This window comes from Brevibacillus reuszeri (assembly GCF_002897295.1).
Classification (GTDB): Bacteria; Bacillota; Bacilli; order Brevibacillales; family Brevibacillaceae; genus Brevibacillus; species Brevibacillus reuszeri_A.
Map to the genome: position 1 here is coordinate 222,515 of NZ_BEXF01000002.1, position 13,781 is coordinate 236,295.

The 13,781-nt window shown below is 46.1% G+C and carries 14 protein-coding genes; 6 read left to right on the plus strand and 8 right to left on the minus strand.

The features are described from left to right. Positions 1 to 2 precede the first annotated feature (2 nt). The gene (locus C3B52_RS04160; protein ID WP_103104840.1) at positions 3 to 731 is read left to right on the plus strand and encodes a LytR/AlgR family response regulator transcription factor; all 729 of its coding nucleotides are present in this window, start codon (positions 3 to 5) and stop codon (positions 729 to 731) included. A 292-nt stretch (positions 732 to 1,023) separates the two neighbouring features. Continuing rightward, on the plus strand, positions 1,024 to 1,899 hold the full coding sequence (locus C3B52_RS04165) for an ABC transporter ATP-binding protein (protein ID WP_103104841.1): 876 nt from the start codon (positions 1,024 to 1,026) through the stop codon (positions 1,897 to 1,899). Positions 1,900 to 2,053: 154 nt separating this feature from the next. Here C3B52_RS04165 and C3B52_RS04170 read toward each other — a convergent pair whose 3' ends face one another. The 4 genes from C3B52_RS04170 to C3B52_RS04185 all read right to left on the minus strand — a co-directional run bounded on the left by C3B52_RS04170 (position 2,054) and on the right by C3B52_RS04185 (position 5,816). Further along, positions 2,054 to 3,058, minus strand: coding sequence for a siderophore ABC transporter substrate-binding protein (locus tag C3B52_RS04170; RefSeq protein ID WP_103104842.1), 1,005 nt, complete (start codon positions 3,056 to 3,058; stop codon positions 2,054 to 2,056). A 111-nt stretch (positions 3,059 to 3,169) separates the two neighbouring features. Continuing rightward, positions 3,170 to 3,928, minus strand: a complete 759-nt coding sequence (locus C3B52_RS04175) for an iron ABC transporter ATP-binding protein (protein WP_103104843.1) — start codon at positions 3,926 to 3,928, stop codon at positions 3,170 to 3,172. Then, positions 3,922 to 4,866 (minus strand): iron chelate uptake ABC transporter family permease subunit, encoded by a 945-nt coding sequence (locus C3B52_RS04180; RefSeq protein ID WP_103104844.1) that lies wholly within the window; start codon positions 4,864 to 4,866, stop codon positions 3,922 to 3,924. Before C3B52_RS04180 ends, C3B52_RS04175 begins: the two co-directional genes overlap by 7 nt. Next, a complete protein-coding gene (locus tag C3B52_RS04185; protein ID WP_103104845.1) occupies positions 4,863 to 5,816 on the minus strand; it encodes an ABC transporter permease in 954 nt (317 codons plus the stop codon). The genes C3B52_RS04180 and C3B52_RS04185 overlap by 4 nt, the downstream gene beginning before the upstream one ends. A gap of 266 nt (positions 5,817 to 6,082) precedes the next feature. On the opposite strand from C3B52_RS04185, the gene C3B52_RS04190 reads away from it, so the two are divergent. Both C3B52_RS04190 and C3B52_RS04195 read left to right on the plus strand, forming a co-directional pair. After that, entirely contained in the window at positions 6,083 to 6,679 is a 597-nt protein-coding gene (locus tag C3B52_RS04190) for a PadR family transcriptional regulator (protein WP_201264841.1), read from the plus strand. Next, the gene (locus tag C3B52_RS04195) at positions 6,676 to 8,490 is read left to right on the plus strand and encodes an ABC transporter ATP-binding protein (RefSeq protein ID WP_103104846.1); all 1,815 of its coding nucleotides are present in this window, start codon (positions 6,676 to 6,678) and stop codon (positions 8,488 to 8,490) included. The genes C3B52_RS04190 and C3B52_RS04195 overlap by 4 nt, the downstream gene beginning before the upstream one ends. Before the next feature lie 40 nt (positions 8,491 to 8,530). On the opposite strand, the gene C3B52_RS04200 is transcribed toward C3B52_RS04195, so the two are convergent. Together C3B52_RS04200 and C3B52_RS04205 are read right to left on the minus strand one after the other, a co-directional pair. After that, positions 8,531 to 9,277 carry a DUF4097 family beta strand repeat-containing protein gene (locus tag C3B52_RS04200; RefSeq protein WP_103104847.1) on the minus strand — a complete coding sequence of 249 codons (747 nt, stop codon included), beginning with the start codon at positions 9,275 to 9,277 and terminating at the stop codon, positions 8,531 to 8,533. Between the two features lie 108 nt (positions 9,278 to 9,385). Further along, positions 9,386 to 10,756, minus strand: a complete 1,371-nt coding sequence (locus C3B52_RS04205; protein WP_103105063.1) for an MATE family efflux transporter — start codon at positions 10,754 to 10,756, stop codon at positions 9,386 to 9,388. Between the two features lie 152 nt (positions 10,757 to 10,908). Between C3B52_RS04205 and C3B52_RS04210 the strand changes: the two genes are divergently transcribed. Beyond that, positions 10,909 to 11,574, plus strand: a complete 666-nt coding sequence (locus C3B52_RS04210) for a Crp/Fnr family transcriptional regulator (protein WP_103104848.1) — start codon at positions 10,909 to 10,911, stop codon at positions 11,572 to 11,574. Positions 11,575 to 11,640: 66 nt separating this feature from the next. Continuing rightward, positions 11,641 to 12,087, plus strand: coding sequence for a carboxymuconolactone decarboxylase family protein (locus C3B52_RS04215; protein WP_235615597.1), 447 nt, complete (start codon positions 11,641 to 11,643; stop codon positions 12,085 to 12,087). Positions 12,088 to 12,142: 55 nt separating this feature from the next. Here C3B52_RS04215 and C3B52_RS04220 read toward each other — a convergent pair whose 3' ends face one another. Then, positions 12,143 to 13,126 (minus strand): hypothetical protein, encoded by a 984-nt coding sequence (locus tag C3B52_RS04220; RefSeq protein ID WP_103104849.1) that lies wholly within the window; start codon positions 13,124 to 13,126, stop codon positions 12,143 to 12,145. Then, on the minus strand, positions 13,116 to 13,694 hold the full coding sequence (locus C3B52_RS04225; RefSeq protein ID WP_103104850.1) for a sigma-70 family RNA polymerase sigma factor: 579 nt from the start codon (positions 13,692 to 13,694) through the stop codon (positions 13,116 to 13,118). Before C3B52_RS04225 ends, C3B52_RS04220 begins: the two co-directional genes overlap by 11 nt. Between the last annotated feature and the right edge of the window lie 87 nt (positions 13,695 to 13,781).

Here is a 13,781-nt window from a genome sequence, read left to right on the forward strand (position 1 = left end):
CTATGTCTCTAAAAGTCGTAGTAGCAGATGATGATCGAAAAATTCGCAGGGAATTAGTTGCTTTTTTGAATGACAATTTGATGAATGTAGTAGCAGAAGCACCAACAGGCAAGCTCGCGAAAGAATGTGTTCAAAGGCTTAGACCGGATGTACTGTTTATTGATATCGACATGCCTGACGGTGATGGCTTTACCATTGCCAAACAGTTGCGCCATCTGTTCCCCCATCTTTGCATCGTGTTCATTACCGTTTATACAGACTTTGGTTCACAATCGTATGATGTAGAAGCGACAGACTATCTGATCAAACCATTCGATGAGGACCGCCTGTATAAATGTCTTAAGAAAATAGAAAAGAGCCTATTGAAAGATTCCGTAAATCAAGCAGATACTCATCGGTTAGGGATCAAGACAAACAAGGGCGTCGAGTTGATCGATCAAAGCCAGATAGGATTCATTTCGGCGGATTCCAAGAAGTCTACAATATATTTGAGAAGTAGTCAGAAAAAGGTCATACAAGCACATGAACAACTAAAGACGCTAGAAGAACGTGTGAGTAGCTCGCATTTTTTCCGATCCCACAGAAGCTTTTTGATCAATATCAACCATGTCAAGTCAATCTATCCGTCTGGTCAAACGTATATTGTTACCTTTGAGGGCTTGCAGGAGGTTGCTTATGTTAGTCGTAATTTGATTACGCAATTATACAAGCGAATCAATTTTCATATATAAGTAGGAATTAGGATTTTGCTCAAATGTACTAGGGTTCACCTGAAATTAAGCTAGAAAGTTTTTTAGAAAAAGCATGGATTATGTTCCATGCTATTTTAATTACTCAGTAAGCACTACACGGCTCGTTCTCCTGTTAATTGGATGATATGTGTACGCCAAAAAATTTAACTCTATACCCTTGCGAGTCTTGAATAAATTACCCTTTTCGTTATATACTTAATTGAAAATGATTATCATTTTCTAACGATACTTTTTCACCATACATACCTTCCTATAAAGGAGTTGACCTGTTGTGGAACGCTTATATACGCAAAAGCTGGATATTGGTTACGGCGAGCTTTCCATCGTAAAGGATTTGAACATCAGTATTCCATCTGGAAAGATTACAGCACTCGTCGGTGCGAACGGCTCTGGGAAGTCGACGATCCTCAAAACACTGGCTCGCATCATGAAGCCTACTGGCGGGCAAGTATTCTTGGACGGAAAATCGATTCATCAGCAATCGACAAAAGACGTTGCCAAGCAGCTGGCAATTCTCCCGCAAAACCCTACTGCGCCCGATGGACTAACCGTATCTGAGCTGGTAACGTATGGCCGCTTTCCGCATCAAAAAGGCTTCGGCTCTTTGACCAAGGAAGATAAAGAGATCGTACAATGGGCGATTGCCATGACTGGGATGGTCGATTTCTATGATCGCCCTGTCGATCAATTGTCTGGTGGTCAGCGTCAGCGCGCATGGATTGCGATGGCACTCGCCCAAGGCACTGATATTTTATTTTTGGATGAACCGACTACGTTCCTCGATATGGCACATCAGCTCGAGGTTCTGAAATTGCTGCAAAAGCTGAATGAAGAAGAGAAGCGTACCATCGTCATGGTCGTTCATGACCTGAATCATGCGACCCGCTATGCCCAGCACATGGTCGCCATCTCTCGTGGTACTGTCGTAGCGGAAGGAAGTCCTACCGAGGTCATGACTCCTGATATGCTGCGCAAAGTGTTCAATATTGAAGCAGACATTTTGCATGACCCGCGTACAGGTGTACCGCTTTGCCTCCCGTTTGAATTGACAAGCGCCATTGAGCAAGAGCAGCCAAGCACGAGCCCTGTCAGCGCTCCTGCTGAAGCCGTACAAGTAGAAGAACGTAGATTGGTCGGCACTCGCTAATCTGCGTTTTGCTCGAACCTCACCGGAACAGAAAAAACCATTCCCAAGCAAGCAGTGAAGGGAATGGTTTTTCGTGCTTGTAAAAACAAACAGCCCAGGCAAATGCTTCGCCCTGAGCTGCTCTATACTACCTATATCTCTTTTGCTTGACCTCTTACCACTTGATGTCTTTCAATACTTCGTCTGCCATGTTCGCAGTAGAAACCAATCCGCCGCCAGACAGGTACCAGTAGTTTGAATCGAGGTAAATGATGTTGCCGTTTTTGAATGCTTTTGTGTTTTTCACCAGGTCGTTTTCAATCACTTTTTTAGCAGGAGAAACGGCATCTTTATTTGTAGCAACTGCTCCATCACGGTCTACCACAAAGAGGTAATCCGGATCTTTTTCTGCTACGTATTCGAACGATACGCTTTGACCATGAGTGGATACTTCGATGTTTTTATCTACAGGGGTGAAACCAAACACGTCATGCAGAATACCAAAACGGGAGCCTGCACCGTAAGCACTGATTTTACCCTCGTTTGCCAGGACAATCAAAGCATTTTTACCGCTTGCTGTCGCTTTTTCGTTCAGCTGCTTGATGGAGTCATTGATTTTAGCCAATTCTTCATCCACTTGTGCTTCTTTTCCGAAGATGGTGCCAAGCGTTTTCATGTTTTCAGTGAAGGATTCCATATACTTGGAAGTATCTACACCCAAGAAGATCGTTGGAGCGATTTTGTTCAGCTCTTCATAAGCATCTTGCTGTCTGCCAGAAATGAAGATAACATCTGGTTTCATCGCATTGATTTTTTCAAAGTCTGGCTCTTTCAGGCCACCAATGTTTTTATATTTTGCATCCTTGAATTTCGCGAGGTAAGGAGGAACGCTTGCTTGTGCAACACCTGTTACTTCAATACCCAATTTATCCAAGGAATCCAGAACGCCGTAGTCAAAAGCTACAACTGTTTGTGGGTTCTTTTTCAATTTTGCTTCGCCCAATTTATGCTTAATTGTAATTTCTTCTGATTCCTTCGCCGCTTCCGGTGCTTTTGTAGCATCTGTGGAAGCTCCAGCTCCTGAAGTTTGAGTAGCGGGTGCCGCACTATTTGATCCGCAAGCTGCAGTGAATACCGCCAGCAGCACTGCCATGAACAGCATGATAAATTTCTTGTTCACTTCTATCACCTCTATATATATTTTTAAATATCTAAAATTATTGATAGCTCGCTTGTAGATGATTTCCCCCTGCTTGCCATCAAAATAATTTTAACGAAAGGAAGTTGGTGCTTACGCGTAGTACACGCATATTTTATTTTCATCAATGTCTTCAATCTGGATGTCCATATCGTAGACGTCTTTGAGAATCGAGGAGTTAATAATTTCCTCTGTAGGACCTTCCTTCACGACCTTGCCGTCCTTTAGCGCTACGATAAAATCCGAGTAGCAGGAAGCAAAGTTGATATCGTGGATAACGATCACCACTGTCTTGCCCATTTCATCTACCAGTCTTCTCAGCACCTTCATGATCTGAACAGAATGCTTCATATCGAGGTTATTGAGCGGCTCATCCAACAGGACGTACTCGGTGTTTTGAGCGACAACCATCGCGATGTAGGCACGTTGTCTCTGCCCACCACTCAGCTGATCTAAATACTTGTGCTGAATGTCCTCCAGCTCCAAATAGCGGATTGCCTCGTCAACGTACTGCCAATCCTCTTTTGACAGGTTCCCTTGCGAATACGGGAAGCGACCAAAGCTGACCAGCTCACGAATCGTCAACCGAACCGTAATATGGTTGGATTGCTTGAGGATCGAGATTTTTTTAGCCAGCTCGTTGCTCTTGCACTGACTAATCTCCTGTCCCTCAAGAAAAATCTCTCCCTGATCCTTCGTCAAAAGGCGACTGATCATGGACAGCAGGGTACTCTTCCCGGCCCCATTGGGTCCGATGAAGGACGTGATTTTTCCCTTGGTGATTTTCACAGAGACATTTTCCACGACGTATTTGCTACCATACTGTTTTGAGACATTCCGGACTTCTACCACGATTTATTCTCCTTTAACAGAAGATAGATGAAGTAAACTCCACCGATAAAGTTGACGATGACACTGAGTGTAGTGGAGAACGTGAACACACGCTCTACAACCAACAGACCACCTACCAAAGCCACAATACTGATTAAGGATGACCCTGCCAGCAAGTATTTATGCTGATACGTCTTCATAAACTGATGAGCCAGGTTGGCGACGAGGAGTCCCAGGAACGTAATCGGTCCTACCAATGCAGTCGCAATCGATACGAGCAAAGCGATGACGATCAGGAAACGCTTGACGACGAAATCGTAATCGATCCCAAGGTTGACGGCTTGATCACGCCCGAGCGCCAGTACATCCAGGTATTTCATATAGCGCCAGAAGTAAATCGTGATTGCAATCACCAGGATAAAGCTGATGACTAACAGGTCGGTGTTCACATTGTTAAAGCTGGCGAACATTTTATCTTGAACGACCTGGAATTCATTCGGATCAATCAACACCTGCATAAACGTAGCGAGACTGTTAAACAGCGTGCCAAAAATGATCCCGATTAAAAGCAGAAAGTATATATTTTGTCCTTCTCTCTTGAACAGGAACTTGTATAGCAACATGGCAAACAGCACCATCACGCCCGCAGAGATCAGGAAGTTGATATTTTTGTTCAACAGCGTAATGTGGGTGGAACCAAATGCGAATATGACGAAGGTTTGGATGAACATGTACAAGGAATCCAAGCCTATGATGCTGGGCGTCAAAATCCGGTTGTTGGTAATCGTCTGGAATACCATCGTTGAGAAAGCGATGATCGTCCCAGTCAAAACAATGGCGAGAATTTTCTTCAAACGCCGAGGCAATACATAATCCCAGTTGCCACCGGCATCAATCAGCATAAATATGGCTATTAGAGCAATGGCGACAATCGCCAGGACACCAAGCTTAGCTTTCATCGTTCATATGCCTTTCTTCTCATGAGTAAGAACACGAATATTCCGCTACCGACTACCCCTACCATCAAGCCAATCGAGATTTCATACGGGAAGATGATGAGGCGTCCCAGAATATCACAGCACAGTACAAACACAGCACCCAGCAAAGCAGTATGAGACAAGCTCTTCTTCAGGTTATCCCCCAAATACAAGGTTACGATATTAGGAATGATCAAGCCGAGAAACGGAATCGTCCCGACCGTCAAAATCACGACGGAAGAAACCATAGCGACGATGACCAAGCCTATATTGACGACCTGCTTGTAGTTCAACCCCAGATTGATGGCGAACTCCTCACCCATCCCTGCAATCGTAAACTTGTTGGCAAACAAATACGCGATAATCACCAGCGGGATGCTTATGTACAAAAGCTCATAGCTGCCTTTCATAATGGAGGAAAAATCACCGTGAAGCCAAGCAGACATGTTCTGGATGAGGTCGTATTTATAGGCAAAAAACGTAGTAATCGAGCCTACGATATTACCAAACATCAAACCTACTAGCGGAATGAAAATGGAATCCTTGAATTTAATCCTGTCGAGGATCTTCATAAAAATGAAGGTTCCAAGTAGTGCGAATACAAAAGCCACAAGCAGCTTCACCAGTGGACTGGCATCGTAGAATACCATCAGTGAAACCAGAATCCCGAATCGGACGGAGTCCTCTGTACCTGCCGTGGTAGGTGAAACGAATTTATTCCGTGTCAGCTGCTGCATGATCAGACCTACGACACTCATGCTGATCCCAGCAATGATGATACTGATCAAACGAGGAATCCTGCTGATCCACATCACCTGTACCTTGTCGTCTGACAGATTGAACAGCTCCCAAGGCGAGATGTCCTTCACACCGATAAACAATGACGCTATTGATAGCAAAATAAGTGCTATGACCAAATATCTCTTTTTCATCGCTTCCCTACTCTTCCTTTGATCCGGAGGAATACTGTCTTGGTTTATTCTTATTAGTAATAAGGAGATTCATTCTCAGTAATAAAGAGATTCATTCTCAATTACGCTTACAGATGTTATATTAGCACTTCTTTATTGGAGATTAAAGACTTTTTTATTAGTCGGCTAAATTTCTTTCGATTGCAAAAAGTAAGACAGCATATTGACAGCAATACGATATATCGTTTACATTGAATTCGATATATCGTATTGAGAGGTGGAATGTTATGCGTAATCATTTTCGGTCTCCATTTTCAGATGAGTATCGGCGCTCCTATGACCCGTATCACCCCGGCCAATCGCATGAAAAAGACGACAGCTACTATCGTCATGGCGGGCGAGGCGGACGCGGGAAACGTTTTTTTGGCAGAGGCGATGTGAAGTATGCGTTATTGGAGCTGCTAGCTACCGAGCCTATGCATGGCTATCAGATGATGAAGGGGCTAGAGGAAAAAACCGGCGGGCTGTATTCTCCAAGTCCAGGGTCGATTTACCCGACTCTGCAAATGTTAGAGGATCGTGAGCTCGTCAGCTCAGAAGTAGTCAGTGGCAAGAAGACGTATACCATTACTAGAGCTGGCCTTGTCTTTTTGCAGGAAAGACAAGCAGAAGAAAAACACGAAGTCACTCAGGAACAGATGCCTGCTGATCTTAGCGCAAGCAATCTCGAGCTCCAACAAGAGCTGAACGAATTGGTAGAAACCATGAAGGATTTGCAAAAGAAAGCAGAGAATGATCCGGTGCAGCTCTCACGACTGATCTTTTTTGTGAAAAAGGTTCGCCATAAGCTGGAAGGCCACTTCGGAGAGGATGCTCAGCGATGAGAAGCTATAAGCCGCCTGGATCGAACCGTATTTTAACAGATGAGCGCGCTTCAGCCCGTTCCGTCTGGAGCATGTACCAGCGATTGTTTACTCATGCACGTGAGCAATGGCAAAAGATGCTCCTAGCACTCGTCGCGATTATCGTCATTTCGCTGCTGGAATTCGCGATTCCCCAGCTGACAGCTTATACGATAGATCACGCCATTCCCGATAAACGCTACGGTGAGCTGCTGTGGATTGGAGCGGGTATTTTAGGAGCCGCACTTTTTCTTGGTCTGTTTACCTACCTAAGCAGCTATTTGCTCTCCTACATCGGTCAGCATACGATCAATCGGCTGCGCAACGAGCTGTACCAGCATCTTCAAAAGCAGGACATGGCGTTTTTTGATAAAAACCGGACAGGTGATTTGATGTCCCGCATCACAGGCGATGTCAGCATCCTGCAACAGCTCGTCTCCTCTGGCATGCTGCAAATGGTCACGGAGCTGGTTACGTTTTTCGCCATCGCCATCTATATGCTGTACGTGAATCCGCAATTGACGCTTTTGATGCTATGTACGTTCCCCCTCCTGTTTTTCTTCACCCGCAAGGTCGGCAAGCGAATGCGCTCTTCCTTTCGCGCCGTACAGGAATCATCAGCGGATGTGAACAATCATCTGGTCGAAAACTTGTCCAGTGTACGGCTCATGAAGGCATACGCTACAGAGCCATACGAAGCCCAGCAGTTCCAGCAGCGCAGTATACGAAATATGCAGGCGAGTCTGACTGCTACTCGTATCAGCGCTATGTTCAGTCCCGCGATTGATTTGTTAAATTACATCGGGATGGCTGTCGTACTTCTATTTGGTGCCTGGCAGGCCATGTCGGGTGCTCTGTCGATTGGAGCTATCGTTGCTTTTCTCTCTTATTTGCGACTGCTGCAAACCCCTGTGCGTCAGCTTAGTCGGATGATTAACATGATTCAGCAGTCAGCGGCAGCTTATGATCGCATATCCGAAATACTGGACACCAAGCCAAGCATCACGGAAAAAGAAGATGCGATCACACTTCCTCCCTTGCGTGGTCAAATTGAATTTTCTCACGTAACCTTTGGCTATCAGCCTGAACTACCTGTCCTGAACGATTTTACACTGCGGATTGCCCCAGGTTCCGTGACCGCACTCGTTGGTTCATCAGGTGCCGGGAAGTCAACTGTCGCCCATTTAATCTCCCGTTTTTACGATGTACAGGATGGGCAAGTTCAAGTGGACGGCTTTGATGTAAAGGATCTCAAAATCGCATCCCTGCGCAGTCAGTTCGGCATCGTATCGCAGGATATCATTTTGCTTACCGGGACGATTCGTGACAATATCGCCTACGGCAGACCTGACGCGACTGATCAGGAAATCGAGGCTGCAGCCCGCGCCGCAAACGCTCACGACTTTATCATCGCTTTTCCGGACGGATATCAATCAGCAGTAGGAGAACGTGGCGTAAAGCTGTCAGGTGGACAAAAACAGCGACTATCTATCGCACGCGCCATCCTGAAAAATCCGCGGCTCATTATTCTAGATGAAGCGACTGCTGCACTGGATACCGAATCGGAGCACCTGATTCAACAGGCTTTGTCTTCCCTATTAACTGGTCGTACGAGTCTTGTTATTGCGCATCGACTGTCGACGATCCAACAAGCCGATCAGATTGTCGTCATGGAAAAGGGACGAATTATTGAAGCTGGCACACATGCTGAGCTGCTTAGAGCGGAAGGGCGTTACTACCAGCTGTACTCATTGCAATTTCCACAAGCAGCGAGAGAGCGAATTAGCATCTAAAAAAACCGCTACCTGAACAGGTAACGGCTTTTTGTCGTATTCAGTTTGATATAAAAGACCCACTTACATTTTTCACTACCCGCTCACCAGAGCCATCCTCGGTGATCGTCACATTTCCTTGGACCGTATCAATGAGCATATCCCCACTTCCGTCAGAAATCGTGATGTCTCCCGTATGATCTCGAATGACAATATCACCCGACTGATCTTGTATTTCTACAGTCCCGCCTGTATCCTCCAAGAAAATATCCCCAGAATCGTCATTGATCAGCTTGAGTGCAGATGCGTTTTTGATCTTGATATCGCCAGACTGATCTTGAATCACTAACTCGCCAGAAACATCTTTAATCAGTATATCGCCTGAGTCATCCTCAATCGTGAGCGCACCGGCAAGATTAAAAATATTTACATCACCGGAGCCGTCGTTTACGTTCACATTGAGCTTGGTTGGAATAGTCACTTCTAGCGTAAGGTCTGTAATCCGAACACCAAAGCCACCCTTTGTCTCCGAAACGAGTTTGGCTGTATTTCCATCCTGCTCTAAGGTAACGATGATGTCATCATCAGGGACGCTCTTCGATTTTTTTATGGTCGCTTCTACTTTAATGGAGGTTGCCTTTTCATCGCCTTTTACAATCAAGTCGCCCGATTCAGTCTGAATATCTAGGGCTTCGATGGAATCCACAGGCAGCTCCATTTGTCTCTTGGTCTCCACCATCTCCAAGCTGCTGCATCCATTCAAGCCAAGTGCTGCTATTAGCAAACCTACTCCTATCCAGTGTTTCATCTCTATCTCCCTTACCAATCCGTAATGTTCTTAGGTAAAGTATAGCATGAATATTTAGGAGAACCATCAGACCCTGGCGCTGTTTTCCAGTCAGTCTGTAGACGGAGTTTATGGATCGATGAGCGTTTTTCTTTCCCACGCTTTGCTTCTCCAGCGGAAAAACATGACGATCCCGCGAATCCATTCGTCCGCTGCCACAGCGAGCCAGACACCCGCCAGCCCCATATTAGCATGAAAAGCGAGTACGTAGCCAAGCGGCAAACTGATGCCAACCATGGAGATCAAGCCCATGTAGACAGGAAACTGTGCGTCACCAGCTGCCCGCAAGGAATTTATCAATACGATATTGAAAACCCGCCCCGTCTCGAGCAAAATACTCAGCAGGATAATCTGTGTACTGATGCGAAGTATGTCAGGGTCTTCCGTAAACAAGCGCATAATCGGCTCGCGGAAAATAATAATGACCGTATTGATGACGACTGTATATACGAGCCCCCACCGCAGACTTTTCCATACTCGCCCATACGCTTCATCACGTCTGCCTGCTCCAACCAAGCGCCCAGTAATAATCGCCGTCCCCATCCCAATCGCTACGCTAAACAAATAAATAAACATGGAAATATTCATCACGTACTGTCTCGAAGCAAGTGCTGCTGCCCCTAGGAAGGTTACATAGTACAGAAAGACAGACTGGCAGGCATGATACGTGATCTGCTCGAATGCCGAGGGAATTCCGACTCGACAGATTTTACTGACATATGATTTGGTAAGGGTAAAGTAGTCCCTAAGCAATACCTTGATCTCGATTAGACGATAAAACGCCCAGAAGAAGATCAGCAAGCCAAGCCCTCTGCTCAATACGGTCGAAATCGCTGCCCCTTCTACACCTAATTGAGGAAAGCCAAAATTCCCAAAGATGAGCAGGTAATTTCCGATGACGTGAATAATGTTGATCCCAAGCGAAATATACATGCTTTCTCGTGTAAATCCGTACGTACGAATAATGCTGGCCAATGTATTAATAATGGCTTGCAGAAAAAGTCCTCCACCGACAATCGCCGTATACGACTGGGCCATGTCCAAGATTTCTCCCTGAAGATTAAAACTTCGCAGAAGCGCATTTCCGTACAAGACAAAGCCTACACTGATCAAAATCCCGATCATCAAGTTGAGAGTAACTGCTATTGCTCCTACCTTTGCTGCGTCGTGCATTTTCTTGGAGCCAATGTATTGCGCAACGACAATCGATGCACCGTTACCCACTACCTCCAGAACAAGAATGGCAATAAACAGAAACTGATTGGCTGCCCCAACGGCAGACACAGCCTGATCGGAAACGCCACTTAGCATAAATGTATCCGTAATACCTATAAGTGTAAAAAGAAAAAGCTCCAAAAAGATAGGCCACGTCAAAGCAAACAGATTGAACTGCTTGGCATCCTGCCGTTCCTTTGGCTGCTTTGCGAGTGTCGCTTCCATGATGTCACCTTTCTTGGCAATGTGCCCCGATTTGCGTAGCGTCATCATTTTACACCCATTTTTCTCAGGTTAGTAGTAAGTAAATCTATTCTTTACATGATTTTCATGAATGAATGGGCCACATTTAATGACAATTCTACATGGAGGAACCGATGGAACAGAAAAAGATTGCAGATATCACGAATGCCTTCCCGTGCTTTGACGCGATTCCTGCAGACGAATGGCTGCGCAGCGGAATTAGCGTAGAACGATTTTCTCCACAGCTCGCCATGCAGGAGGGACATCTTTTTTCGCATGCTGCTTTTATCTTGAGTGGCACTGTGCGTATCCATAAAATCAGTGAGTCAGGACGCGAGGTGACATTATACCGGGTAAGACGAGGAGGGGTTTGCGTGATTATGATGGCAAGCATCCTCGGAGAGACGGGCTACGAAGCATCTGCTGAGATCGAGGAAGACTGCGAAATCTTACTGCTTTCGGTGGAACGGTTCAAGGAATGGATAGATACATGCAAGCCCCTCCGCCAATTTGTTTACCAGACCATGATGAAGCGCATGATCTCCGTTACTACCCTGATTGAGGACATCGCTTTTAAACCGATCAATGCGCGGATTGCACAATTTCTTCTCAGTCGTACCAGCCATTCCTGTACCACGCTCGTCATGACACATGATGCCATAGCAATTGAGCTGGGAACCGCCAGAGAGGTTGTCAGTCGAACTCTCAAGGAATTTGAAGCAGTCGGATGGCTGCAGCTGGGTCGGGGACGAATTACGGCAATCCAACGAGCTGCTATCAGGCAAAAATTCGGGCTGTAAACGGTAAGAAAACCTCTATCGAGGCCATCTCAAGGAGGAGCGACCGCGCTTATAAATTCTTATACGGTGAGAAAGTCACGGATGCTCGGCTGTCTGCTTCGTTACAATGAGTCCGTAATCACAACTTACTCAGAACGGAGCGATGAACCCGTGAGCAAAGCACAATCGTATTATGAAAAATTGAATCTGGCACACATCCCGGAATTGATGAAATTGGCCCCCGAGGCCGCCTCTTCTTATCTCGCCCTCGAACGGAAGGTCTACCACGAATCGCAGCATTTGCCTACGAAAACAAAGGAGCTTATCGCAATCTGTGTGGCGCATGTGACAGGCTGCCCGTACTGCATTGACGTACATGTAAAGAAATACAAGGAGCTTGGTGGTACGATGGAGGAAGTCATGGAGGCGTTGTTAGTGACAGCCATGACTCGTTCGGGCGCGATTCTCAGTCACGGCGTGAACGCCCTGCTTGCTTATCAGGAAGGACCATCATCGCCGCAGTGCTTTTGTTAGGGGATAGTAGTGGAAACAAAAACACCGGGCAAAAAATCTCCCGGTGTTTCTTCATTTAAAACTGAGTAGCTTCCGCTGCTTGCTTGAGCATCTCTTTCGATACTGCCAGTGAGTCGGTTGCCATGTGGTACATGATTGTCTTTTCTCCTTCTTTGCTTACCCATGACAGCTCCTTGTATAGACCGGAGTCACTAAACAGGAATTGATCGTTGCTTGTGTAGTGAGCTTTTTTGCCGTTTACTTCTACTGGCTCGTATTGGGTCGTCTCGGGAGTACTCACTTGGATATTTAACTGATCCTCCGGGAGTACCTCCACTGTGAAATAGATGTTTGCTTTTTGCTCATTTTGATAGAGTGTTGTATACGTATTGATTGGTGAAGCACTATTCGGAACTACCTTCCATACAACGCTTTTCCCTGTCTCTTTGCTTTCCTGTTGCAGCTCTTGCAGCCATGTCTCCCCTCCCTGCCCGATCATTGCTCCGTAAGGTGTTCCCAGCTTGCCTTCGCGGAATGTGAAGTCATCTCCGAGCTGCTTTGGTAGAGAATGAGAAAGAGAAGCTTTTTTGCTGATCTCATCCCACTGCTTCCAATCTGCAACGACCTCAGGCTTTTCTACCCCAATGACCGGATTTTGCTGAAAGAGAGGGTGCTTTTCCTTTGCCAGCTCCGCAAAATAAACGATCGCCGTCTCGCCTGTTGCCAGCTTGTTTTCTACACTTGCCAGCTCACGGCGTATTTCCTCAGGGGCAATCTGCGTCAAAGCAAAGTCTTTTGCCACTTGTACCTCCATTTGTACAGAGCCTGTATTCTCCTTGTAAAGCAAGCTGTGGGTAGCAAAGCCAAACCCAGTGAGCAAAACAAAGGATGCTGCTACATGCGTTAGTTTTGGACGTAAGAACATCGACTTTTTCTTTTCCTTTCTGCCTGCCAGCTCTTTTCTTGCTGCCAAAAGGATTTTATGATCGAGTGCAGGATTGCTCCCAAGCTCGTTTGCTGCCCATTCATACTCTTTTTTCAACTTATCCTCAATGAACATGATAAGATGCCTCCCCGCTATTCGTACGTTCTTCAAAATGCGCTCTCAGCTTTTTCATAGCCAGATGGTGTCGTGATTTCACCGTTCCGAGCGGAATTTGCAGCATCAGGGCAATTTCCTCCAGGGAACAATTTTGGTAGTAACGCAGCACAACAATTTCCTTTAGCTTTTGAGACAGTTGCTCGACGGCAGGTATTACCTCCAGTTGGTCGCTGATAGCCCCCAGCTTATCCTCCATCCCTGCTACAGGTGCCTCATACCCTTTTTCCTTCACTCGTTCCAGCAGCCGAAATCTCCTCCAAGTACTTCGGTTCCAATTGCGCACCTGCCTGACAATCAAGCCGTTGAACCATGCGATAAAGGGCTGCTCCAGATCGTACTTATCCAAGCTGCGAATCAGCTCCACATATACTTCACTCATGATGTCATCTACATCTTGCTTGTGCGGCGCCAAAAAATAAATCAGGTTGTAGACATAGGTCCGAGTGGCTCGGTAAAGCTCTTGAAATGCTTCTTCCTCCCCGTGGCGCATCCGGATGAGCCACGGTCTCACATCTATTTCTTTCATAGGCCGGCCTCCAATCAGGTCTTACATGATATATTGGCTCCCACCCGCTCATTAGGTTCACTTGGTTTTCAAGAAAAAAGACACCCG